The organism is Marinimicrobium sp., assembly GCF_002695945.1.
Taxonomy (GTDB): domain Bacteria; phylum Pseudomonadota; class Gammaproteobacteria; order Pseudomonadales; family Cellvibrionaceae; genus Marinimicrobium; species Marinimicrobium koreense.
In genome coordinates, this window is the sequence record NZ_NZQP01000056.1 from 16,337 (window position 1) to 40,421 (window position 24,085).

The 24,085-nt window shown below is 62.0% G+C and carries 19 protein-coding genes and 1 pseudogene; 10 read left to right on the forward strand and 10 right to left on the reverse strand.

Annotation, left to right across the window (positions count from 1 at the left end):
* Window positions 1-73: 73 nt before the first annotated feature.
* From CMG77_RS12260 to CMG77_RS12300, 9 genes are all read right to left on the reverse strand, one after another.
* The gene (locus CMG77_RS12260; RefSeq protein WP_286904661.1) at window positions 74-358 is read right to left on the reverse strand and encodes a YebG family protein; all 285 of its coding nucleotides are present in this window, start codon (window positions 356-358) and stop codon (window positions 74-76) included.
* Between the two features lie 59 nt (window positions 359-417).
* Window positions 418-1,701, reverse strand: a complete 1,284-nt coding sequence (locus CMG77_RS12265; protein WP_286904663.1) for a PepSY-associated TM helix domain-containing protein — start codon at window positions 1,699-1,701, stop codon at window positions 418-420.
* A 1-nt stretch (window position 1,702) separates the two neighbouring features.
* Complete coding sequence (locus CMG77_RS12270; protein WP_123639528.1) at window positions 1,703-3,811, reverse strand: TonB-dependent siderophore receptor; 2,109 nt, start codon at window positions 3,809-3,811, stop codon at window positions 1,703-1,705.
* A gap of 194 nt (window positions 3,812-4,005) precedes the next feature.
* Window positions 4,006-7,089, reverse strand: a complete 3,084-nt coding sequence (locus CMG77_RS12275; protein ID WP_286804116.1) for an efflux RND transporter permease subunit — start codon at window positions 7,087-7,089, stop codon at window positions 4,006-4,008.
* 15 nt (window positions 7,090-7,104) lie between these two features.
* Window positions 7,105-8,661, reverse strand: a complete 1,557-nt coding sequence (locus CMG77_RS12280; protein ID WP_286875818.1) for an efflux RND transporter periplasmic adaptor subunit — start codon at window positions 8,659-8,661, stop codon at window positions 7,105-7,107.
* A complete protein-coding gene (locus CMG77_RS12285; RefSeq protein ID WP_286904664.1) occupies window positions 8,651-8,959 on the reverse strand; it encodes a hypothetical protein in 309 nt (102 codons plus the stop codon). The genes CMG77_RS12280 and CMG77_RS12285 overlap by 11 nt, the downstream gene beginning before the upstream one ends.
* The gene (locus tag CMG77_RS12290) at window positions 8,956-10,164 is read right to left on the reverse strand and encodes a TolC family protein (RefSeq protein ID WP_286804119.1); all 1,209 of its coding nucleotides are present in this window, start codon (window positions 10,162-10,164) and stop codon (window positions 8,956-8,958) included. Before CMG77_RS12290 ends, CMG77_RS12285 begins: the two co-directional genes overlap by 4 nt.
* A 2-nt stretch (window positions 10,165-10,166) precedes the next feature.
* Entirely contained in the window at window positions 10,167-11,126 is a 960-nt protein-coding gene (locus tag CMG77_RS12295) for a M56 family metallopeptidase (protein ID WP_286804120.1), read from the reverse strand.
* On the reverse strand, window positions 11,123-11,533 hold the full coding sequence (locus CMG77_RS12300) for a BlaI/MecI/CopY family transcriptional regulator (protein WP_286804121.1): 411 nt from the start codon (window positions 11,531-11,533) through the stop codon (window positions 11,123-11,125). The genes CMG77_RS12295 and CMG77_RS12300 overlap by 4 nt, the downstream gene beginning before the upstream one ends.
* Window positions 11,534-11,698: 165 nt before the next feature.
* Between CMG77_RS12300 and murJ the strand changes: the two genes are divergently transcribed.
* The 7 genes from murJ (at window position 11,699) to ispH (ending at window position 21,142) form a co-directional block, all read left to right on the forward strand.
* A complete protein-coding gene (gene murJ / locus CMG77_RS12305; protein WP_286875820.1) occupies window positions 11,699-13,303 on the forward strand; it encodes a murein biosynthesis integral membrane protein MurJ in 1,605 nt (534 codons plus the stop codon).
* Window positions 13,304-13,489: 186 nt separating this feature from the next.
* Complete coding sequence (locus tag CMG77_RS12310) at window positions 13,490-15,085, forward strand: flagellar assembly protein A (protein ID WP_286804124.1); 1,596 nt, start codon at window positions 13,490-13,492, stop codon at window positions 15,083-15,085.
* A gap of 134 nt (window positions 15,086-15,219) precedes the next feature.
* Window positions 15,220-16,179: a bifunctional riboflavin kinase/FAD synthetase gene (ribF, locus tag CMG77_RS12315; RefSeq protein WP_286804125.1), complete on the forward strand. Its 960-nt coding sequence runs from the start codon at window positions 15,220-15,222 to the stop codon at window positions 16,177-16,179.
* A 241-nt stretch (window positions 16,180-16,420) separates the two neighbouring features.
* Window positions 16,421-19,219: an isoleucine--tRNA ligase gene (gene ileS / locus CMG77_RS12320; RefSeq protein WP_286904665.1), complete on the forward strand. Its 2,799-nt coding sequence runs from the start codon at window positions 16,421-16,423 to the stop codon at window positions 19,217-19,219.
* A complete protein-coding gene (lspA, locus tag CMG77_RS12325; protein WP_286804127.1) occupies window positions 19,212-19,691 on the forward strand; it encodes a signal peptidase II in 480 nt (159 codons plus the stop codon). Before ileS ends, lspA begins: the two co-directional genes overlap by 8 nt.
* Window positions 19,684-20,136, forward strand: coding sequence for an FKBP-type peptidyl-prolyl cis-trans isomerase (locus CMG77_RS12330; RefSeq protein WP_024462540.1), 453 nt, complete (start codon window positions 19,684-19,686; stop codon window positions 20,134-20,136). The genes lspA and CMG77_RS12330 overlap by 8 nt, the downstream gene beginning before the upstream one ends.
* A 73-nt stretch (window positions 20,137-20,209) precedes the next feature.
* Entirely contained in the window at window positions 20,210-21,142 is a 933-nt protein-coding gene (gene ispH / locus CMG77_RS12335; RefSeq protein WP_286804128.1) for a 4-hydroxy-3-methylbut-2-enyl diphosphate reductase, read from the forward strand.
* Between the two features lie 5 nt (window positions 21,143-21,147).
* Here the strand turns inward: ispH and CMG77_RS15965 are convergent, their stop codons facing one another.
* Entirely contained in the window at window positions 21,148-21,675 is a 528-nt protein-coding gene (locus CMG77_RS15965; RefSeq protein ID WP_353743491.1) for a GspH/FimT family pseudopilin, read from the reverse strand.
* Between the two features lie 212 nt (window positions 21,676-21,887).
* Here CMG77_RS15965 and CMG77_RS15970 point away from each other — a divergent pair, with 212 nt between their 5' ends.
* From CMG77_RS15970 to CMG77_RS12340, 3 genes and pseudogenes are all read left to right on the forward strand, one after another.
* Window positions 21,888-22,445 (forward strand): GspH/FimT family pseudopilin, encoded by a 558-nt coding sequence (locus CMG77_RS15970; protein WP_353743492.1) that lies wholly within the window; start codon window positions 21,888-21,890, stop codon window positions 22,443-22,445.
* A gap of 29 nt (window positions 22,446-22,474) precedes the next feature.
* Window positions 22,475-22,924: pseudogene (pilV, locus tag CMG77_RS15975) on the forward strand (type IV pilus modification protein PilV).
* Window positions 22,925-23,659: 735 nt separating this feature from the next.
* A complete protein-coding gene (locus tag CMG77_RS12340) occupies window positions 23,660-23,977 on the forward strand; it encodes a PilW family protein (protein WP_286904667.1) in 318 nt (105 codons plus the stop codon).
* Window positions 23,978-24,085: the final 108 nt, after the last annotated feature.

Below are 24,085 nucleotides of genomic sequence, written 5' to 3' on the forward strand. Positions count from 1 at the left end.
TCCAGCCTGAGAATCTACCTGGAACTTTGAGGGGTGACCGCTCAGTCCCTGAGCGAGTGAGACGCAAGGGGCGTTATTGATTGGAGGCCAGAGGCGTGACATTCGCGCTCTGGTCTTCCGTTCCTTCCAGCAACACTTCCGGCTTGCCCTTGCAGGCCTTGGCCANCNGGTCGCTGCGCTCGGCGAGNAACAGGCCAATGGCCTCNCTGTGNGCNTCGCTGATGCCNTCCACCGAGTTTTCGATCAACTGGGTGATATTGGCNGCCAGCTCCAGCATTTTGTCGTGCGCTTCCGCGGCTTTCTTATCGTCAAACATCTTGCCATCCCGATCACATTTCCAAACGGCGACTACAGCCATGGTTTTACCTCCTGGGTCATTACTGTTTTTTTATACAGTATGGATTGGGTCGCTCTTTGTCAACTCCCGATATTGACCAGAGCCAGGATCAGGCAGGTCAGAATCAGGGCCATCTGGGGCCAGGGGAGGAGTTGGCCTTGCCAGAGGGTGCGCCAGGGCGAGCGTGGCACTACGCCGGATAGGTGGGGAACGGCGGGTGCGCCTTTAGGCTTACCCGCCCTACGCGACCGGTGGGAGCGGCCGGACGTGAGGCGGAGGGAGTAAATCCAGGTGCCGGAGGCGGCCAGGGTGGTGAGCATCAGGCCGAACAGGAACCAGAGAAAGCGGGTGGGCTGGCCGCCGAAGGTGCCGAAGTGCAGTGGGTCGGCTGCCTCGGCGATACGTTGGTGCAGGCTGAGCTGTTCACCGTGCACACGACCCAGAGACTCGCCGGTGGTCGGGTCGATGAGCAGAGTGTTGGCCCGGGGGCGCACCAGCAGAGCCTTCTCTTGCCCCTGGAGAATCAACGGCTGGTTCTCGCCGGGGAACCAGAGGCTGTCCAACTGATATTCCGGCCAGGGCTTCAGGGCGCGCTCAATGGCGCGGTTGAGTGTGTCCGCATCCCGGGGCAAGGCATTGGCCTCGGGCAGCGGGCGCAGCTCGGCGCCCGCCGCCGGGGCTGCGCCGCCCCACTTTTCANCCAGATACCAGATGCCGGTGAGGCCGATCACCAGAANGAAGGGCAGGCTCCACAGGCCCAGCCACCGGTGCAGGTTGCCCCACCAGCGCCGGGGTGGGTCCCGGGGCTTCGGTGGTTTGAAAAAGCCGCGCCACCAGCGTTTGAAAATGGGGAAGGCGGAAATCATGGACAGCAGCAGCGGAAAGCTGAGCAGGGTCACTATGGTGAGTCCCCATTGCAGCGGCAGCATCAGGTGGCGGTGCGCCTCGCGCAGAAACCGGTGGGCGTTGTACCAGTTGGCATGGCCCTGCACTTCGGCAGTGTATGGATTGACGTAGATTCGCCGCCGTTCGCCGTCCTCGTTCACGGCAATCAGTTCCGCGGCCATGTAGTCGGGCAGGTTGAGATACATAAAGCTCGGCCGCCACCCGGGATACTCCTTGAGGGCGGCGGCGAGCAGGGTGCCGGGCGGTTGGCGCTCGGCACCCTCGCCACTTTCCGGGGCCTGCACGCGCAGGGCAGGGGTGAACAGCCAGTCCAGTTCGTAGGCGTAAACCGCGAGGGTGCCGGTCAAGCTGACGAAAAAAAACAACAGACTGAACTTCAGTCCCACCCAAGAGTGCAGGTTGAACCAGCGACGTCGCCCGCCGGTGCGGGCGCGTGGCGTGGGGGCTTCGGGAGACACCTCAGAACTCGCGGCTCAGGGTGACCGTGACCCGGCGGGGTTCCCCGGGGAAATGGCCGGTGCGGGTAATGAAGCCGCTCTCCGCGTAGGTTTTGTCGAACAGGTTGCGCAGGTTGATCTGCAGCTTCCAGGCATCAAACTGGCTTTGCCAGCTCGCGTCGAACACCGTGTAGTCGTTCACCGGGTCACCCTGGATACCGATCTGCTCACCTTTATACTCGGCTCCGAACGCGATGGCGGAGTTGAGGCTCAGGAAATCGTACCGGGTCCAGAGACCGGCCTGATGATCCGGGGTATTGGCAAAGTCGTCGCCAGTGGCGTTGGTGATGCCACTGGTCGCTTCAATGACCTTCACATCGTTGAAGCCGTAGTTGAAGGTCAGGGTCCACTGGGGCAGCAGGTCCGCACTCAGGTCCAGCTCGGCGCCGCGGCTGCGCACCCGGCCGACGGGGATCAGATCGTCAATACCGTCGTTGTCGACATCGCCGGCCGGGTCGGCCTGCAGCACATTGCGCCGTTCGATTTCGTAGGCGGCGAGGTTGAGGCGGGCGCGGCCTTCAAACAGCTCCAGCTTGGCACCCACTTCAAACTGCTCGCTTTCCTCGGGCTCGAAGGGGCCGCCCGCTCTCGGGTCCTGACTGCCCGCCGATTGGGGGACGAAGCCTTCGCTGATGCTGGCGTACAGGTTGACGGAGCGGTTCAGGTGGTAGACACCGCCGACGCGGTAGGTCAGGGCCTCATCACTGTCTTTTTCGACACTGTCGCCATCGCTCTCAAACTGGGTAAAACGCAGGCTGGCCAAAAGGTCCCACTGCTCAGACAGTCGCATTAGATCCTGCACATAGACGCCAGTCTGCATCTGTTCGCTTTTGCGAGGGGTTTCCCAGGGGTTGTCGTCCAGGCCGTATTGGGCCCGTGACGTCTGGCCGTAGACCGGGTCGTACAGGCTGAGTGGGGGCACCACGCCGCCGTCCTCGATCGGTGCGCCGCGCTTGGCTTTGAAGTCGTCCTGTTGGTCGAAGATTTCCGCACCCACCAGGAATTCGTGTTCGACATTACCGGTGTCAAACGCGGTAATCAGATTGGCGTAGGCCGACAGTCCCTCATTGTTGCGCACCTGATCCCGGAACTGGCGCTTCATCATGTCGCGGGTGCCGTCTCCATTGGAGTCATACAGGCCCCGGGGTTCATGGTAGTTCTGCTTTTCCTGGTTGTCGTAGTAGCGGGCGGCCAGGTCGATGCTCAGGTTATCGCTGAAGGCGTGCTGCAGTCGGCTGTAGAGGATATCCGCTTCCAGAGAGAGGAAGTCGGTGACCTCATTGTGGTTCCAGCTTGTATCCACCAGAAATTCACCGTCCTGATCAATGGGAACCCCCCGAAGGCGATTGCCCCCCAGGGTCTGGTCCACGAAGGAGTATTTGAACAGAGCCCGGGTGTTGCCCGAAGGTTCCCACACCAATCCCAGATCGCCCTGATCGTTCTCATTGGTGGTGTTGTTGCGGAACGGCTCCTCGGTTTCCTTGAGCATGGCCACCCGATAACCGAGGTCGCTGCCGTCAAAAGCACCGGTGGCCTCAACGTTGACGCCGGTCAGGTCGTAGTTTCCCGCGATGACTTGCGCGCGAGCGTAAGAGTCCAGCGAAGCCTGGCTGGTGTTGTAGTTGATCAGCCCGCCGGGCTGGCCCGCGCCGTAGACGGCGCCACTGGGTCCCTTGAGCACTTCCACCTGATCCACACCAAACAGGCGGGGAACGGAGAAGCCAGCATAGGGATCGCCGCGCAGACCGTCATAAAGGACTTCATCCTGGCGGAAGCCGCGAAAGCTCACGCCGGAGTAACTGAAGAAGTTGACGCCACTGATGCTGCGGTACAGATCCCGGGCATCCCGGGCCCCCTGGTCCTGGATCAGATCCTTGTTGAGAACCTGGACCGATGCGGGAACGCGGGTCAGATCCGCGGACAATCGCGTGGAAACCGACGACTCCGATACCTGGTACAGGGTTTGTGCCCGGCCGGTAACGATAAACTCCTCGGTGACTGCCGGGGCTTCCTGTGCCCAGCTCTGTCCGGCCGCCAGTAGCGCGACCGTCATAAGGGACTGTTTGAGCATGTTTGTGGACCTCCGCTTAATCAAGTTTTGCGAACAATAATACTTCTCGTTTAGTTTATCAATAATATGCGCCAACCGAGGATGGTTTTGGAGAGCGGAGGTGTGGTTGGACCACTAGGAGTGGATGCCGATCGATAGCGGGAGATGACGGAGTGGCCCGCCGCGCGAGAGGCGGCAGGCTCGTTCAGGTCGGATCAGGTGCGGGTGGCGCCAAAGCGCAAGTACATGGCCGGAACCACCAGCATATTCAGTGCGGTGGAGCTGAGCAGCCCCCATAGAATCACAATAGCCATGGGGGCCTGGATTTCACTGCCGGGTTCGCCGCCCGCGAGGGCCAGGGGCACCAGCGCGAGGGCCGTGGCCAGGGCGGTCATCAGAATGGGCACCAGGCGCTCTTCGGCCCCCTGGCGTACCGCCTGTTCCGGTGTGAGGCCTCCCTCGCGGATCAGGCGGCCGATGTGGTCGACCAGAATCACACCGTTGCGAGTGGCAATGCCGAACAGGGTGATGAACCCGATCAGCACCGCGACGGTGACAATTCCGCCGGCAAACCAGACGCCGGCCACGCCGCCGATCAGAGCCAGTGGCAGGTTGAGCATCACCAGCACCGCATCCCGGGTTCGGCCAAACGCCGCGACCAGCAGCAGGAAAATACCCGCGATCACCAAAGCGCCGAGCAGCAGTAAGCGGGTGCTCGCCGCCTCGGCGCTCTGGAACTGACCGCCATACTCCACCCGGTAGCCGGTGGGCAGCGTGACGTTGTCGGAGATGGCGGTTTCAATGTCCTCCACCACGCTGATCAGGTCCCGCTCGGCGACGTTTGCCATGATCACCAGGTTGCGCTGAACATTCTCCCGGCTGATGGTGTTGGGGCCGCGCTCACGTCGAATATCGGCCAGGGCGGCAAAGGGGACCTGAGCGCCCGAGGCCAGGGTGAGCTGGGTATTGCGCAGGGTATCCAGGTTCTCCTTGGCGCTCTGGGGCAGACGCACGACCAGATCAAAGCTCGCCTCTCCCTCCAGTAATCGTCCGACGGTGGTGCCATTGAAGGCGGTTTCCAGAGCCTCGGCGGCGTCGGTCATACTGAGGCCATAGTTGGCCAGGGCCGCCCGGTCGAAGCGTACGGTGACAAACGGGATCTGGCTCTGCTCGTCCATGGCCACATCGACCGCCCCGGGAATGCCACCCACAATGGACTCGATCTGCCCACCCAGGCGGCGTAGCTCCGAGAGGTCATCGCCAAAGAGCTTGATGGCGATATTGGCTCGAGTGCCCGAGAGCATATGGTCAATGCGGTGGGAGATGGGCTGGCCGATAATGACGTTGGTCCCGGGCAGTAGGGCGAATTCCTGACGGAGGGCCGCCAGCAGCTCCGCCTTGTCCCGCTCCCGCATGTCGAGCGAGACATCGATTTCCGAGGCGAATACCTGTTGGGCGTGAGGGTCCAGCTCCGCCCGGCCGGTGCGCCGGGCGGTGGCGACCACTTCCGGCTGCTCCAACAGAATCTTCTCTACTCGTTGGCCGATGTCATCGGAGGTTTCCAGGGAGGTGCCGGGCAGGGTCACCACGCTCAGGGTCAGGCTGCCTTCGTTGAACTCTGGCAAAAACCCCCGACCCGCGAGTGACAGTCCCAGCAGTGACGCCAGCAGCAATGCGAGGGCGCCGCCGATCACGACGCGCCAGCGGCGCAGAGACCACGCCAGCAGGGGACGGTATCCCGATTTCAGGGCGGCGATCAGACGGGTATCGTGATCCTGGGTTACCGTGCGACTGCCCGGCAGCCCGAGCAGACAGAGCACCGGGGTGACGGTGATCGCCACCAGCAGCGAGGCCGCCAGGGAAACGACGTAGGCCAGCCCCAGGGGTTCGAGTAGTCGACCCTCGACGCCACTGAGGAAAAATAATGGGAGAAAAACCAGAATGATGATCAGGGTGGCGAAAACGATGGAGCCCTCGATTTCCCGGGTCGCGTTCGAGACAACGCTCAGCGCCGACTGCTGTTGCGCCTCGGGACGATCGGCATTTTCCCTGAGCCTGCGGACAATGTTTTCCACCACGATAATGGCGTCGTCCACCAACGCGCCGAGCGCAATGGTCATACCCCCGAGGGTCATGGTATTGAGCGTGCCGCCGAACCAGCGAATGGACAGTACGGCCACCAACAACGACAGAGGAATGGCTACCAGGGCGATAGCGGTGGCCCGCACGCTGTAAAGAAACAGGAACATGATGGCCACCACCAGGATGGCGCCGTCCCGCAGCGCAGTGCTTAGGTTGTCGATGGAGACGGTAATGAAGTCCGCCTGGCGGAAAGCGTCGGTTTCGATCCGCATGCCCTCGGGCAGTGACTCCTGCAGCTCATCAATGACGCCATCCAGTCGGCGGGTCAGTTCGAGGGTGTTTGCCCCCGGCTGTTTCTGGATGCCCAACACCACACCCGCATCGCCTTTGTAGCTGCCGGTACCGCGTCGCGGTGCCGGGCCAGTCTGAACAATGGCCAGATCCCGCACCAGCACGGGCACATCATCCCGGGTGGTGACCACCGCCTGCTCAAGATCCTCAATGGTGCGGGCCCGGCCGATGCCCTGGATCAGGAATTCCTGCCGGTTCTCGGTCAGAAAACCGGCGGAGGCGTTGCGGGTGGCGTTGGCCACCGCCTGGCGCAGTCGGTCCAGCGTTACCCCATAGGCGGACAAACGCTCCGGAGAGGCGACGACCTGAAACTGGCGGGTTTCACCCCCGGTGGGGATGACTTCGGCCACTCCCGGTACGGCCAGCAGCCGGCGCCGGACCTGCCAGTCGGCGGCGGTTTTCAGGGCCATTTCATCGTGCTGCTCCGAGGTGAGCGCGATAAACAGAATCTCCCCCATGATGGAGGTGACCGGTGCCAGTACCGGTGGCGGCAGGTCCTGGGGCAGGGCCGCCGAGACATTCTGCAACCGCTCGGCGACGCGTTGGCGGGCGCGATAAATATCCGTGCCCCACTCAAATTCCACCGTCACCACACTGATGCCGACCCCGGTGCTGGAGCGGACCCGGCGGACGCCGCCGGCACCGTTCATGGCGGTCTCGATGGGAAAGGTCACCAGCCGCTCAACATCCTCGGGGGGCATGCCGTGGGCTTCCGTCACGATGGTGACCGAAGGGGCGGTCAGGTCGGGAAAGACATCCACCGGAGCCTTCAGGGCCGACCAGCCGCCCCAGACCATCAGTAGGCCCGCGGCGACCAGAACCAGCAACCGGTTGTTCAGGGACACGCGTATAATGCGATCAATCATGGAAAACTCCGGGGGTTAGTGGGCGTGGCCGTGACCGATTTCGCTACCGCCAGCCGACGCCAGCTTCACCAGGTAGGCCCCTTCGCTGACCACCCGGTCGTCAGCGCTCAGGCCTTGGCGAACTTCCACCCAGGCACCGTCGCGCAGGCCCAATTCCACCGGTTGACGCTCAAAGCTTTCACCATTGACTTGCACGTAGACCACGGAGCGGCCGTCATCGTCGATCACCGCACTGCGGGGAATCGCCAACCGCTCCACGGCAGATTCGGTGAATACATGGGCCGCCACTCGGGCGCCTAGTAGTGTGGGGCCGACCTCGGTGGGGTACTCCACGGTAACGCCTGCGGTGCGGGTGCGCGGGTCCACTGCGCTGTCGTGCCGCACAACGCGGGCGCCCTGCTGCGCATCCAACACCAGCGGGCCGTCGGGTCGATCAAGCCAGGCGCCGCTACTGTGGGCAAGCTCCCCGGCAAAGCGCTCCGGAACCCGGATGGCGAGCCAACGACGCTCCGGCGCGGCAATCCGGAACAGCGGATCACCGGCTTTGATAAAGGCACCGGGGCTGACATTGGTGGTGACCACCGCTCCGGCCACCGGCGCGCGCAGGGCGAGCCCCGCCTCGGCGTTGCCGGACTCATACTGCTCCACCCGGGCACGGGCGGCGCGGAATTCGGCGCGGGCAACATCAAGAGCCTCCCGGGCGTCCAGCATCCGCCGTTCGGGAATGGCTCCCTGGGCCAATAGGCCGGTAAGTCGTTCAAAGTCCCGCTCCGCCAGCGCCCGCCGGGAGCGGGCCTGTTCCAGCGCGACCATCAGGCTGCCGATATCGGACTGGTCACCCAGACGGGGAATCAGCACGCCCAGTGTGGTCCCTTGTGCAACGCGCTGACCCGGCTGAATCAATGGGGTGCTGGCAATATAACCGTCGGCCGGTGCCCGCACGGTGGCGTCTCCATCCGCCGGAGCGGTGACGGTGCCAAAGCCCGGAACCGAGCGTCGCAATGGTCGGGGTTGAACGGATACCGTCGCAAACGGGTTGTCCCACTGCTGTTCTTTCAGATACGCGATATCGCCTTCGGGATGATCGGGCAGACCCTGAATCGCCTCATTGTCTGTAAATACTCTGATCTCGCCCAGAGAGTGCCGGGCGGTCATATCCCCGTCAGCGACCTCAATCACAAGGTCGAAGTCACCGCTATCGCGGGGCGTGACGCTGGGCCGGAAGATGCCGCGACTGGTGGTTTCGTTCACCCGGAAGCGGGCGACGGTACGCCCGTCGCGCTGCAGCAATACATCCAGTCGCCCCTCCGTCAGTGGCATAAAATCACTCAATCGGGTGACGTGGGCCGCAAAGCGTGAGCTTTGTCCAGCCACCAGGGCGGGAAACTCCACAAACAGCTCGGTGTGTTCACTGAAATCGGTGTACACCAGCACTGGCGCATCATGCGCCTCATGGTCGGCGTGGTCTCCGTCGGGGCCGTGGTCATGGCCGTGTTCACCGGAGGGGGTGTCGGAGCAGGCGGTGACCAGCAGCGCCAGGGTGAGGACCCAGGGGCGTGAATCAATGGGCATGGTCGTGGCCTTCGCCGTGGTCATGGTCGTCATGGGGGGGCTGGGTGTCGGTTGCCTCCGCCTCCGGTTGCTCAGCGTCGTCGCCGTAATAGGCTTCTGTGTCCGTGTGGTCGTGATCGCCGTGGTCGTGGCCGTCCTCGTGGGAGTGACCATCGTCGTGCGGGTGGCTGTTGTTCTGCTCATGGGCGTGGTCATCGCCATGCCCAGCGTCACCGTCGTGTGCGTGCTCGGCATCGCTGCAGGCGGTGAGGGCCAGAACCAGTGCGCTGAGCGTGATCAGGGGCTTCAATGACTTCATGGTGTTTCTCCAGTCAGTAGTGTCAGTTGGATAAAGGTGGTGCGCGCTTCCAGCTCGCGCTGGACAAGCGCCCGGCGGGTATTCAGTTCCGAGCGGTGGGCGTCAATCAACTCGGCAATGCTGAGCTCGCCGGCCGCGTAGCTGCTCTCGGCGATGTCAGACAGTGATTCCGTCGGCGCATTGATGCTTTCCCGTAACGCCAGGGCGGACGCCTGTTCAGCGGCCAAATCGCGCTGCAGTGCGCGCAAGCGGGTGCGGAGCTCGGCGCGGGCAAGCGTGAGCTCCGCCCGTTGTTGTTGGGCGCGGCCTCGCTGGGTTCGGGCCTGGCCAGAGTGTCGGTCGAACAGGGGGATCTCAATACCGATGGAGATGACGTTGCCTTCCGCCTGAAAGCCGGGCTCAACCACCTCCTTGCGACCGACCCCCAGGGTCAGCTCCGGCCAGCGCTGGCGCTGGGCGGCCTCGGCGCGTACCTTGGCGCTCTCGGTTTCTGCCGAAAGCGCTTGCATTTGTGGGCTCTGAGTGACGGCGGAGGCTTCCGCCGGTTTGTGTGTGGGTGGCAGCAGGCGGCCCGTGAGCGGTCGCTGGCCGTCGCCAATTCGTTGTGCCAGCCGGTCTCGGGCAGAGGTCGCGTTGGCACGGGTATTCAGTCGTTCGCCCTCCAGCAGCGCCAGTTCCTGAAGCAGACGATTGTGATCGTACCTGGAGGCATCGCCCGCCGCGACGCGTTGCTCAATGGCCGTCGTCAGCTCGGTAAGCCGGCGATGCCAGTCGGCGATGAGCTCCGCTTCACGTTGGGCCGCGAGGGCTTGATAAAAGTGCTGGCGGATATTTGCTGCCCACTCCCGGCGGGCCTGATCGTTGCGAAAGCCCGACGCCCGATATTGATGGCGCGCCGCCTCCCGAGACAGCCCGGGTACGCCCGCCAGATTGAGGCGTTGGCGGATGGACCAGGTGTTCTCCTCGGAGTCGCCCGACGGGAGCTCCAACGTTTCGCGGCTGTATTCAATTTCCGGGTTGGCCCAGCGACCAGCGGATTCGAGCTGGCCCTCAGCGATGTCGGTGTGGGCGTCCCAGCGGGCGACCACCTCGGGCTGCTGTAGGCCGAGCTGGACCGCCTCCTGTTCGGTTAACGGCGTGTCAGCAGCGGCCAGCCCGGGCGCGAGCAGCAGGAGACCAAAGATCGGGGAAAAGGGGTGTGGCACGGTTAAACTCCTACCAGAAAGCCGAGAAGGGTTTCAAGGGAATGATGGACGACCACCAGGGTCGCCACGCCACCCAGAAAGGCAGTGATAGTCAGAGCACTCGAGATGGTTAGGGTTCGAGATACCCTGTCGGGTTGGGCATGCAGAAGCCGGTGGATTCGGGGCAGAAGTTGGCCGCCGCTAGCCGACAGACTTCCTGTGGGCGAGGGTCCGCTCAGGCGTGCCACTTTGATCAGCGTCGCCGCCACGGCCTCGGGGCCAAAACGGCAGGCCGCCCGGTCATCGGCCTGCTCCTCCATGCGTTGCCGCCACAGGGCGCAAAGTGATCGTGCAGATGATGGCCAGTGTGCCAACAACAAGACGTTGAACACCAGGTTGCGTAGCGGGTCGCGCCGACGCAGATGGGCGACTTCGTGGGCCAGAACGATGCGACGTTCCCGATGATCGAGCCGATCGGTCAGCCCGTGGGTCATGAACAGGGTCGGGTGTCGGTAGCCTGCGGTGCAGGCAAAGACCTCCGACGTGTCGAGACGACGCAATCGCCCGTTACCTCGGCTCAGGGCCAACAACGCTGTGGTGTCGCGAGCGGCCTTGAACTCTCGGAATAAAAACCCCGTCAGGACTTTGATCAGCAGGCTTGCCAGGGCCGCAGCGCTGAGCAGGTGGATCCATTGCAGGTCGAGGGCGGGCCAGTGCTCAAAACACAAATGGGGATGATGCATACCGTGGTGCGCGCAATGATCAGCAATCCAACCAAGGGGTTTGGCTGCCGCGATGACGCACATGGCGGTAACCGGAGCGGCCATGGCCAGCCAAGGCGTCAAAGCGTATAACCACAAGTGGCGGCTCAGGTGTTCAGGTGAGAGCAGCCGCCCAGCCAGCCAAAGTAGCCCGTTGGCGAGGAGCCAGGCCATCACTGCCAAGAGTGTCAGCAGGTAGAAAAAGTCGAGCAAGGCGGTCATGACGATGCTCCTTCGCCGCGCCGTGCCTTCAGCACCTGTTCCAGCTCGTCCAGCGCCCGTTCGTCCAACTGGTCAGCGGCGTCTACAAACGCTGCCAGAGAAGAGTGAGCGTCATTGGTAAAGCGTCCCAGTAAATCGTTGATCAATCCGGCAATCAATTGTTGTCGGGCTACCTGGGGCCGGTAGCGAAAGGCGTGGGCCACTTTCGTACGGCTGAGCAGTTGTTTGCGGTATAGCCGGTCGAGGGTGGATTGAACGGTATTCAGGGAAATGCCTCTGGCCGCTCCGAGGGTGGCGTGCAGGTCTTTGGCGGACTGACCGGGAGTCTGCCACAGTGCTTCCATTACGGCTATTTCCAGCTCGCCGAGGGGTGGCGTTGCGGTAGTAGGGGGTTCTTTGCCGGGCACGGTGTCTCCTCGGTAGTCAGGATTATTGGCATTGCACTGCAGGTGTCGATCAGCCTAGTCACACAAAAACCGATCGTCAATCGGTTTTTGTGTGATGGGCTTCGCTATCTCTCAAGGGGCGGAGTGTGGATAATGCGCCTGTCGTCTCTGAATTCAGGAAGGATTGTGACTCAATCGCACCCCCCCAGTTCTGATACCACTGCGGTCACTAAAGCGCCCAGCCTGTTGCGCTCAAGCTCGCTGGTGAGCGCCTTTACCATGCTCTCGCGGGTGCTCGGGTTGGTACGGGATATGGTCTTTGCCCGGGTCATCGGGGCGGGGGCCGGGGCGGATGCCTTTTTTGTGGCCTTCAAGATTCCCAACTTCATGCGCCGGTTGTTCGCCGAGGGCGCCTTTGCCCAGGCCTTTGTGCCGGTATTATCGGAGTATCGGCAGAAGGGAACGCACGAGGCGGTGAAGGCCCTGGTGGACCGGGTAGCCGGCTGCCTCGGGCTGGTGCTGGTCTCGGTCACGGTGCTGGCCGTGGTGGGGGCACCGCTGGTTACCGGGCTTTTTGCCCCGGGTTTCTGGCTGAACGATCCCGATAAATACGCCCTGACCGTGGATATGGTGCGGGTGACCTTTCCCTACCTGCTGCTGATATCCCTGACCGGCTTTGCCGGGGCCATTCTCAACAGTTACGACCGCTTTGCGATTCCCGCCTTTACCCCGGTGCTACTCAACTTGAGTCTGATTCTGGCAGCGCTGGTAGTGGCGCCAAACATGGATACGCCGGCCTATGCCCTGGCCTGGGGGGTGATGGCGGCCGGGGTAGTGCAGTTGTTGTTCCAGTTGCCTTTTCTGAAGCGTGTTCACCTACTGCCCGCGCCCAAGGTGGACTGGCGCGATCCGGGGGTGAAGCGCATTCTCTGGCTGATGGCGCCGGCTTTGTTCGGCGTGTCGGTCAGTCAGATCAACCTGCTGCTGGATACCGTGCTTGCGTCATTTCTGCCGACCGGTAGCGTATCCTGGCTCTACTATTCGGACCGGTTGGTGGAGCTGCCCCTGGGGGTGTTTGGCATCGCTCTGGCGACGGTGATCACCCCGAGTCTGTCCCGCCAGCACGCCGCTGAGGACCCCGAAACCTTCAGTCAGACGCTGGACTGGGCGGTGCGCAGCGTGCTGTTGTTGGCGTTGCCCGCGACGTTGGCGTTGATCCTGTTGGCCGAACCCATTCTGATGACCTTGTTCCAGTATGGTGAAACGACCGTCCGGGATATGCAGATGGCCTCCTACAGCCTGCGGGCCTATGCGCTGGGGTTGCTGGCCTTTATGTTGATCAAGGTACTGGCGCCGGGTTATTTCGCGCGTCAGGATATGAAAACCCCGGTGCGCATCGGTATTTACGCCATGCTCGCCAATATGCTGCTCAACGTGGTGTTCGTGTTACCGCTTTATCTGATCTTCAATATTGGTCATGTGGGGCTGGCGCTGGCCACCGCGGTTTCCGCCTACCTGAATGCCTATTTGCTGTTCCGGGGCCTGCGTCGGCTCGGTGTTTACCGGCAAGAGCCCGGCTGGGCTCGGCGTTTGCTATCGTTTGGGGGCGCCAATGCGGCCATGGTGGCGGCGCTGGTGGGTGGCCTGTCGGTCTGGACCGGCTGGCAGGAGTGGTTCTGGTGGCAGAGAGGTTGGCGTCTGGCGGTATTGTGTATTCTCGGGCTGGCGGTATATGGCGCGAGTTTGCGCATTATGGGCATCAAATTCAGCGAATTTCGCTCGAACCACTGAAAGCTGGCAGTTTGAGCCGTATGTGCTACGATTGTTGATATGGGCGACAATCGTAAATCCACATCTTCTGGTGCGCCCGCTCCCCAAAAGGGCGCTCCAGCCCCTCAAGAGGCGCCGGCCCCCACCGGATCCGCCTCGGCAGACTCGCGTGCGAGCCAACTTACCCCTTGCGCCATCACGTTTTCGATGGATGAAGCCCGTGGCCTGGTGCAGGGGCGGCTGGAGCCGTCGACCGAGGAGCAGTCCTGGGATCTCGATCGCCTCAGAGTGCGTTTGGCGGAGGCGGGGTATGGTGAATGGTTCGCTCCGCAAGCCACCCTGGAGTCGGCGGTGCAGCAGGCCAACAACGGCCGTTGCGGGGATCTGGTGCTGGCCGAGCGCCGCGATGCCCGGACGGAATGGCGCATTGCTGAGGACCGCCAGGCGGCCTTTCTGACCCTTCACCCGGCGTGGGGTGGCCGCAGGCTGACCCGGGAGGCCCTGCTTAAGGCGCTTCTGACCCAGGGAGTCGTCAAGACCTGTATCCACCTGCGAGCGCTGACCCATGCTGCCGAGGCGGGGCACGCCGAGTCCCTGTGTGTGGCCCGGGCCCGCCTGCCCCAGCCGGGTGAGGACGCCCGTTTTGTGTCTTTGGTGGCGCGGGACGATCAACTGGCATTGGAGGAGGACGAGCAGGGGCGCGTTGACCTCCATCATTTACATGAGTTTGTGGTGGTGGATCCGGGCACGCCCCTGCTGCGCCGTATTCCCGCGACCCAGGGCGAGCCGGGCGAGGACGTCATGGGTGAGCCACTGATGCCGACGCCGGGGCGCGACCGGAGTTTTGATGCTCTGGACGACAGTGTTGAGCCGGACCCGGAAGATGCCAACGTGCTGCGGGCCGCCATCCGGGGGCATCCGGTATTTTCATCCAGCGGCGTACGGGTGGACCCCACCTTGCGCCTCAAGGCGGTGGATGTCTCCACGGGCAATATCGATTTTGAGGGTTCGGTGGAGGTGGCGGGGGATGTCGCCAGCGGTTTTGTGCTCAGTGCCACGGGAGACATCCTGATCCGCGGGATGGTTGAAAAAGCCGATATCCGCGCCGGCGGTAATCTCACTGTGCTTGGCGGCGTCATGGGAGAAGAGGTGGGCCGGCGCCATGACGGCGATTTACGCCTGCGCACGCACCTCACCTCTGGCGGAACACTGAGCGCGAAATTTATCAATCTGGCGTATGTTAACGTCCGCTATGATCTGCTGGTGCGCGAGTATGCCCTGCAGTGCCGGCTGGTGGCGGGACGGGACATCATACTCGGGCAACCGACGGGTAAGGGCAGTCTCATCGGGGGTAGCGCCAGCGCCGGCCGGGCGCTGGTGGCCAATACCTTGGGCAGCGAGGCCGGAGTCGCCACCGAAGTGTCCGTGGGGCGCCCCAACCGCCGGCGTCGCCTGGTGGGGCAGCTCAAAGAAGCCTTGACGCTGTGCGAGCACAACTGGCAGCGGGTGTGCGACACCCTGGATTGTATCCAGCGGGGGGAGATGGCCACGCCGCCCACCGATAAACTGAAACGACTTTATGCGACCCGGGACTCACTGCGGGCGCGCCGCCAGAGAATCCGTGGATTGATCGACCGCCTGGTGGGGGCTCGGCAAAGTGCCAGGCCCAGTCGGGTAGAGGTCAAAAAGCGTCAGCATGCCAACCTCAGCCTCAACATTGACGGCGTTCGCCGCTACTTCAATACCGAACATGGTCCCTCGTGCTGGCACAGGCAAGGCGCCGAACTGGTGCGCGGCTCCTGAATCGGTCTTCCCCCCAAGCCCTAGTCACCTCTTACTCCAGCCCGCCCGGTCTTGTACCTCTTACCCCCACCCGCCCGCTCCTGTATACTCACGCGTTTTGTAAAGTCGACTGAGCGAGGCGAGCGGGCATTACTGTGAAACCGGCCCCCAAAGAGTTCATCCGCGGGCTGCACAACCTGCGCCCCCGACACCGGGGCTGCGTGGCGACCATCGGTACCTTCGATGGCGTGCACCTAGGCCACCGGGCCATCCTGCGCCAGCTGACCGACGCCGCCGAACAGCACCAGCAGCCCGCCGTGGCCATCATATTCGAGCCCCAACCGCACGAATACTTCGCCCGCGAACGGGCCCCGGCCCGGCTGATGCGACTGCGGGAAAAAATCCAGGCCCTGTTCAGCGCCGGCGTCCAGCGGATACTGTGCCTGCGCTTCAACGAAGAACTGCGCAGCCTCACCGCCCAGCAGTTCATCGACCGCATACTGGTGCAAGGCCTCGGCATCCACCATTTGGTCGTGGGCGACGACTTCCGCTTCGGCTGCGACCGCGCCGGCGACTTCGAACTGCTCACCGCCGTGGGCCGGGAGCAAGGCTTCACCGTCAGCGACACCTGCACCCTGGAACACGCCGGGGCGCGAATCAGCAGCACCCGCATCCGCCAGGCCCTGGAAGCGGGCGAATTCGGCCTCGCCGAACAACTGCTCGGCCACCCCTACCGCATCGGCGGACGGGTAGGCTATGGCAAACAACTGGGCCGACAACTGGGCGTACCCACCGCCAACGTGCAACTGCGACGCTACCGTTCGCCCCTGCACGGCGTCTTCGCCATCACCGCCCACCGGGCCGATGGCAGCGCCCACCCGGGCGTCGCCAACGTCGGCGTACGCCCCACCGTCAGCGGCTCCACCCGGCCGATCCTTGAAGTCCACCTGCTGGACTTCACCGGGAACCTCTACGGGGAGCGCATCGACGTGGAATTTCACCGCAAACTGCGGGAAGAACAGAAGTTTGAATCGATCGACAAACTGCAAGAGCAACTGCAGAAAGATATTGCAGAAGCAAAACAGTTTTTTAAGCAAGGTAAAGGGACACACTGAACTCGGAATTTGGCACGGAGGCCCGAAGCGGGTAAAGCCTTCCCGGACCGTGGAGCCGGGGACCGGCGATTCGAGCCCCCAGGGATGGGTTTACGGCGTGTCCGGGAAGGCTTTACCCGCTTCGGGCCGGACTCAAATTTGGCACGAAGGTTCTGTGGTGGGCGACCCCACAACGGGCCGAACCGATTAACGAAGCGTATTACGCACTCGAAAGCCACAAATACTTGGCGAATTGACGATTATGAGCGACTACAAAGCAACCCTGAATCTGCCCCACACTGCCTTCGCCATGAAGGCCAACCTGGCACAGCGCGAGCCCGAAATGCTCAAACGCTGGCAGAAAGACGATCTTTACCAGCAAATCCGAAAGGCGCGCTCTGGTCGGGAGCAATTCATCCTGCACGACGGCCCCCCCTACGCCAANGGTGACATTCACATCGGCCACGCCGTCAACAAAATTNTGAAAGACATCATCGTCAAAAGCAAAACCCTCAGCGGCTTTGACGCCCCCTACGTGCCCGGCTGGGACTGCCACGGCCTGCCCATCGAACACAACGTCGANAANAAACACGGCAAAGCCGGNGTCAAACTCGATCACAAAGCCTTCCGGCAAAAATGCCGCGACTACGCCGCGCGCCAGGTCAAAGGCCAGAAAGAAGACTTCATCCGCCTGGGCGTGCTCGGTGAGTGGGACAACCCCTACCTCACCATGGACTACAAATTCGAGGCNGACATCATCCGCTCGCTCGGCAAAATCGCCGACCAGGGCCACCTGCACAAAGGCTTCAAACCCGTCTACTGGAGCGTCGTGGGNGGCTCCGCCCTGGCCGAAGCCGAAGTNGANTANCAGGACAAAACCTCCTACTCCATCGANGTNAANTTNGCCTTCACCGATCAGCACGCCCTGGANCACGCCGTGCCGGGCCTGACCGGCAGCGGCGACGTGTCACTGGTCATCTGGACCACCACCCCCTGGACNCTGCCCGCCAANCAGGCNGTCAGCGTCAATCCGGAACTGGACTACGTCGTGGTACAGNNCGNTGACGAACGACTNNTGGTGGCCGAAGCGCTGCTCGAATCGGTGATGCAGCGNGCNGGGCAGGAGGACTACAANGTGGTNGGGCGNACNCNGGGCAAGGAGCTGGAAAACCTGCAGGTGCACCATCCGTTCTATGCCCGNCAGGTGCCGGTCATCTGCGGTGACCACGTCACCACCGACGCCGGTACCGGCTGCGTNCACACCGCCCCGGACCATGGCATGGANGACTTNGTGGTNGGTCAGAAATACGGCATCGGCACCCTGAACTACATCGACGACAACGGCCTGTATCGCGACAGCGTGGAGATCTTTGCCNGCGAGCACGTCTACAAAGTGGACGAAAAGGTCGTCGCCCTGCTGGAAGAAAAGGGCGCCCTGCTGGCCCAGGGTAAAATCACCCACAGCTTCCCTCATTGCTGGCGCACCAAAACTCCGCTGATCTTCCGGGCCACCCCCCAGTGGTTCGTGAGCATGACCAAGAACCAGCTGCGCGAGCAGGTGAGCGATGCGGTCGATCAGGTGCANTGGGTGCCGGATTGGGGNCGNGCGCGCATCGACTCCATGCTGGCCTCCTCGCCGGACTGGTGTATCTCCCGTCAGCGCACCTGGGGTGTGCCCATTGCTCTGTTCGTTCACAAGGAAACCGGTGATCTGCACCCGGAAACGCCGGCACTGATCGAAGCGGTCGCCAAAAAAGTNGAGCAGGACGGNATGGATGCCTGGTTTGANCTGNATGCCGCNGAATTGCTGGGCGACGATGCCGAGCGCTACCAGAAGGTCACCGATACCCTGGATGTCTGGTTCGACTCCGGGGTGACCCATTTTGCGGTACTGCAGCAGCGCGGTTATCTGCGCTACCCGGCGGACCTGTACCTGGAAGGCTCGGATCAGCATCGCGGCTGGTTCCAGTCCTCCCTGAAAACNGCCATGGCCATGAACGGTACGCCGCCCTATAAAACCGTACTGACTCACGGCTTTACTGTGGATGCNCAGGGNCGGAAAATGTCCAAGTCNGTGGGCAANGTGGTGCCGCCCCAGAAAGTCATGAAAGANNTGGGCGCCGATGTNCTGCGNCTGTGGGTGGCCGCCACGGATTTCAGTGGCGAGATGAGCGTCTCCGANGAGATNCTCAAGCGCACCGCCGACTCCTANCGTCGCATCCGCAATACCGCCCGNTTCATGCTGTCCAATCTGAACGGGTTCGAGCCTTCTGAACACGCTGTGGCACCAGAGAAAATGGTGGCGCTGGATCGCTGGATCGTCGGNCGCGCCGCNGAGCTGCAGGCCGANATCATCAANGCCTANGACCAGTATCAGTTCCACCTGATTTACCAGAAGCTGCACAACTTCTGCGTNGTGGAACTGGGCGGTTTCTANCTGGACATCATCAAGGACCGCCAGTACACCACCCAGGCGGACAGTCTGGCGCGGCGCTCGGCCCAGACCGCGCTCTATCACGTCACCGAAGCGATGGTGCGCTGGATCGCACCGATTTTGAGCTTCACCGCCGATGAAATCTGGCCGCTGGTGCCCGGTGAACGTCAGGGACCGGTGTTTGCCGCCGAATGGTACACGTTACCCGAGGCCGGTGAGTCCGAGTTCAGCGAAGAGGATTGGCACCAGATCGCCGAAGTCAAAGATGCCGTGAACAAGGTGCTGGAAACCCAGCGCGCCAATGGTGTGATTGGTGGCGCTCTGGGCGCGGAAGTGACTCTGTTTGCCGATGACGACTTGCGAGCCGTGCTGCAGAAACTGGGCGACGAGCTGCGTTTCGTGCTGATCACCTCCACCGCTCAGGTGCGCCCGCTCGATGAGGCCACCGAGGCGGAATTGACGGATGTTGAGGGGCTCAAGGTCGCGGTGGAAAAATCCAGCTACGACAAGTGCGAGCGCTGCTGGCACCACCGGGCCGACGTGGGCAGCGTCGCCCAGCACCCGACCCTGTGCGTCCGCTGTGTGGACAACGTCGAAGGGCAGGGTGAGGAACGCCACTATGCTTAAATCCGCTTGGCGTTGGTACGCCCTGGCAATTGCCGTGATCGCGCTGGACCAGATCAGCAAACACTGGGTATCCGCCGCACTCACCTATGGCGAGCCCGTGGTGTTCACGCCGTTTTTCAACTTCACCCTGCTGCACAACCCCGGCGCGGCGTTCAGCTTTCTGAGTGATGCCGGGGGTTGGCAGCGGTGGTTCTTTACCGTGGTGGCCGCCGTGGTCAGCGTGGTGCTGGTGATCTGGCTGGCGCGGGTGAGCGAAAAACGCTACGAGGCGTTGGCGCTTGCGCTGATTCTGGGCGGTGCCATCGGCAATCTGTACGACCGGGTGGTGCTGGGCTATGTGGTGGATTTTGTCGTGGTGCACTATCAGGATTACTACTGGCCGGCCTTCAATATCGCCGATTCGGCCATTACCGTCGGCGCCGCCCTGTTGATCCTGGATATGTTATTTGGCAAGGACAAACGTCATGACTGAACAGCTGCCCGTGGGGCCCGGGACCACCGTCACGCTCCACTTTTCCCTGCGCCTGGAAGATGGCGAGGAAATCGACTCGAACTTTGATAAAGACCCGGCGACCTTCACCGTCGGTGACGGTAATCTGCTGCCCGGGTTTGAAAAAGTGCTGTTTGGCCTCATGCCGGGTGACCAGCAGGAATTCACCATTCCGCCCGAGGATGGTTTCGGCCAGCACAACCCGAGCAATATGCAGGAAATGCCCCGAGATCAGTTCGGCCCCGATATCGAGCTGGAAGAGGGACTGATGCTCTCCTTTGCCGACGCCCAGAAGGCCGAATTACCCGGGGTGGTGAGGGAATTCGATGATCAGCGGGTGCTGATCGATTTCAACCATCCGCTGGCTGGGCGGGATATCCTGTTCAAAGTGGCGGTTTTGAACGTCGAGCCGGCTCAGGTACACTGAACACCCGCGCCGCCCGTCGGCGCTCACTTTGCGCGGGCCCCGCCCGCCGGAACCTCTCAGGTTGTCTGACACTATGCAAATCAAACTCGCCAACCCCCGCGGCTTCTGTGCCGGTGTCGACCGGGCGATTGATATCGTCAATCGTGCCCTGGATGTCTTTGGCGCCCCCATTTACGTTCGCCACGAAGTGGTCCACAACAAATTTGTGGTCGACACTCTGCGCGAGCGCGGTGCGGTGTTTGTGGAGGAGCTGGAGCAGGTGCCGGACGATGTGATCGTGATTTTCAGTGCCCACGGTGTCTCCCGCGCCGTGCAGCAGGAAGCCCGCGATCGCGGCCTGCAGGTGTTCGATGCCACCTGCCCGCTGGTGACCAAAGTGCACGTGGAAGTGGTGCGTTACAGCCGGGAAGGGCGCGAGTGCGTGCTCATCGGCCACGAGGGGCATCCGGAAGTGGAAGGCACCATGGGTCAGTACGACGCCAGCAATGGCGGTGCCATCTATCTGGTCGAAGATGAAGACGATGTGGCGGCGCTGGAGGTCAAAAACCCCGACCATCTGGCCTATGTCACCCAGACTACCCTGTCCATGGACGATACCGCCAAGGTGATCGACGCCCTGCGGACCAAATACCCCAATATCCTGGGGCCGCGCAAAGACGATATATGCTACGCCACCACCAACCGTCAGGATGCCGTGCGCCAATTGGCGCTAGAGTGTGACCTGGTACTGGTGGTCGGCTCCCACAACAGCTCCAACTCCAACCGCCTGCGCGAGCTGGCCGAGCGCTGCGGCACCGAGGCGTACCTGGTGGACGGCCCAGAGTGCATCCACCGAGAGTGGCTAGAGGGCAAAGAGAGCATCGGCATCACCGCCGGGGCCTCCGCGCCGGAAGTGCTGGTGGAAGAAGTGGTCCAGAAGCTGCGCGGCTGGGGTGCTTTGACGGCCGAAGAGGCCGCGGGGACGCCCGAAACCATCAGTTTCAGCCTGCCCCGGGAACTGCGCTGACCGACTCAGTTGGTGCAGACCTCCGGTCCCACCGTTTGGCGCCTCATTCTGCCCATACGAGAAAGCACAAGCTCGTACCCCTGTAACCCATCTGGACGGCAGATGGTAAGGCGGCCCGCCTGGAAGCCCCCCAGTGCGCTGCCGCTGGGGTGCCGGCTTTCTCCGGTCCCGACATAAGATACGGCTCGCCGTAACTTGCTGTCACTGGAAATCGACAGACCACCCAGATCCGGCGGCAGTTGGTGCGTCAGCACGACGTGCTCTCCGTCATCNCGNACGCCATTGTGNTTCNCGTCATCGAACANNTCCCAACCNNGCTCCCAGTNACCGAGNGGGCGCAGGGTGACCCGGCCATTGCGGCTGACCGCCCGTTGGCGAGCCANCTGAATGGCATCCTGGAGCGTCTGNGTCATCGTGAGNGTGCGGGTTTCTTCGATCTGCCGCTGGAANCCGGGNAGNCCNATGGTCAGTAGCAGGGACAGAATGACCAGAGTGATAAGCAGTTCCAGAAGCGTCAGTCCACGCTGTGGCATAATTTTCCTCCTTGAAAAGTGGCGGTCTCCCNAGGGTTACCGTTCATACGTCCGTGTTGACCACATGTCGTGCGCCCGCTGGTGGGGCGGCCCGGTTGTGGTAGCGTTGGTACTATAAAGGCGGAGGGTCGGTCCGTCCAGAGAATCACCCGCCACCTGATCAGCCACCGGGCCNGGGCATTGTCCGGCTCAACAACAAAAAGTGTTGATATATGCAACGAAGCACTCCNACTCGCCAACCAGGTTTTACCCTTATTGAGCTGATGGTGACGCTTGCGGTCCTGGCCATCGTCNTGGGGATCGCGATTCCCAGNTTTAACGCCATGATCCGCAACAACCAGTCCCTCGCCCTGGGNGACGAGCTGATCTCGACNCTGAATTTTACCCGCAGCGANGCGGTCAAGCGNTCCGATATTGTGACCCTGTGTGCCAGNAATGCCGATCGCGATGGCTGNGGCAATGACTGGANCAATGGCTGGCTGGTCATTCTGGANCGCGATGCCGGTGGCGAACAGGGCAATAACCCCACGGTCAACAATGACGCGGATATCCTNCGGGANCGGGAGCCTNTGGCNAACGACATGAGCATCACNATGAACCGGGGNGGGGCGGTNACCTATGTTCGNTTCAATCANNTGGGTGCNCTGGCGCGCACNGANAATAANCAGGTGACCGGCCTGGCGCGCCATGACGACTGCACCAACGATTCGGCCCGGGCGATCCGGATCAGCCTGTCCGGATCGGTCAATTCNGCCCGAGCCGANTGCTAACCCCCGTGAGACGGTTTGAGGAATCTGTAATGTCACTGAACAGTTCGCATAAACAATCGGGGGCCGGCTTGATCGAGGTGTTGGTCACCGTTCTGATTCTGGCCACGTCGCTNTTGGCNATGGGNGCCCTNCAGAACCGCAGCCTGCAGTTNAANCACAGTGCCTATTTNCGCTCNCAGGCNAANATNCTTGCGTACGACATCATGGANCGGATGCGAATCAACCGGGACNGTATCGACAGCTATGANGGCTATGNNTTTGGCGANGATGCGCCGGCGGGCAATTCGTTGGCGGNCACNGACGTCCAGNAGTGGCTGGATCGGCTTGAGAGGACGNTNCCNGGCGGCGAGGGNGCNATNGACTGCGATGCCAACCAGTTNTGCACCATCAGTTTGCGNTGGGTGGANGAAGACGCNGCACCGGATGAGGCGGGNGAAGACGCNCAACTGGTNACNTTTACNTACAGTTCCCGTATTTAGCGGCCCGGANTCGAGAGAGCGCCTCCCATGCGTAAACAGCAAGGTTTATCACTGATNGAACTGATGATATCGCTGACCCTCGGCATTGTNNTGATGACCGGCGTCATGCAGATGTTCCTCACCAGTCGCACCACCTACAACACNCAGCAGGCGATTTCCCGGATTCAGGAAAGTGGCCGGATGGCGGTTGAGTTTCTNGCGCAGGATATCCGTATGGCGGGCTACCAGGGCTGTTCGAGCCGCGGTGCCAATCAGAATATCGAAATTGGGGTGGAGGATCCGACCAACGACTACCTGCTNGATTTCAATATNTCCATNCAGGGCTANNCNTCCGATAATCATCCCATGGANGNTATNGATGTCGNCGATGGTTCNGACGTNCTGGTGGTTCGNCGGGCNAGTAATGTGACCATGCCNATTGTTGGGCCCACAGGCAGTACCGCCAATCTGGAAGTNGCNGCGGAAGANGAGGACGACTGTGTGGGGGANGTCTGCCGNGGTGANATTGCCGTTATTTCAGATTGCACTCAGGGCCGGGTNTTNCTGATCACCAANTTCCAGAANGTNGGNGGNGGNGGNTCAAAAATNGTNCACGCTCGCTCCAATGTGGCCAANCANCCNAAAAACCTCGANNCCCAGTTGGGNGGGCAACAGTTTGGNGCCGGNGCCGANATNCTGCGGATGAGCACCCTGACNTATTACATNGNNGAAAGCGGTTTCGGNGCGCCCGGNACCATGAGCCTNTGGCGNGATCAGGATGGTGANCGGGCGGAANTGATNGAAGGNGTCGAGAATATGCGNGTGCTNTACGGTCTGGANTCNAGTGGTGACGGTATCCCCAACGATTATCGGGAATATGACGCTGGTTTNGATTGGGAAAACGTCCTGNCNNTCAGGCTCGAGTTGTTGATGCAAAGCCTGCAGCCAAATGTATTGCCGGACCCCCAGCCCTATTTCTTTGGGGGTGAAACCATCGATGATGCGCGAATTGATGATCGGCGTATGCGTCAGGTTTTCAGCACCACCGTTGGCATCCGCGGACGCCTGGATTAAGAGGTAAACCTATGAACGTCAATGCAGTGACAATGGCTTCAAAACAGCGTGGCGCCGTGCTGATTGTTGGTCTGATCATGGTGCTCCTGATGACCATCGTGGGGCTGG

Excerpts from the sequence above, each read along its gene's own strand:
- CMG77_RS12270 (WP_123639528.1), bottom strand. The coding sequence starts at position 3,811 with ATGCTCAAACAGTCCCTTATGACGGTCGCGCTACTGGCGGCCGGACAG.
- CMG77_RS12275 (WP_286804116.1), bottom strand. The coding sequence starts at position 7,089 with ATGATTGATCGCATTATACGCGTGTCCCTGAACAACCGGTTGCTGGTT.
- CMG77_RS12280 (WP_286875818.1), bottom strand. The coding sequence starts at position 8,661 with ATGCCCATTGATTCACGCCCCTGGGTCCTCACCCTGGCGCTGCTGGTC.
- CMG77_RS12285 (WP_286904664.1), bottom strand. The coding sequence starts at position 8,959 with ATGAAGTCATTGAAGCCCCTGATCACGCTCAGCGCACTGGTTCTGGCC.
- CMG77_RS12295 (WP_286804120.1), bottom strand. The coding sequence starts at position 11,126 with ATGACCGCCTTGCTCGACTTTTTCTACCTGCTGACACTCTTGGCAGTG.
- CMG77_RS12310 (WP_286804124.1), top strand. The coding sequence starts at position 13,490 with ATGGATGAAGCCCGTGGCCTGGTGCAGGGGCGGCTGGAGCCGTCGACC.
- lspA (WP_286804127.1), top strand. The coding sequence starts at position 19,212 with ATGCTTAAATCCGCTTGGCGTTGGTACGCCCTGGCAATTGCCGTGATC.
- CMG77_RS12330 (WP_024462540.1), top strand. The coding sequence starts at position 19,684 with ATGACTGAACAGCTGCCCGTGGGGCCCGGGACCACCGTCACGCTCCAC.
- ispH (WP_286804128.1), top strand. The coding sequence starts at position 20,210 with ATGCAAATCAAACTCGCCAACCCCCGCGGCTTCTGTGCCGGTGTCGAC.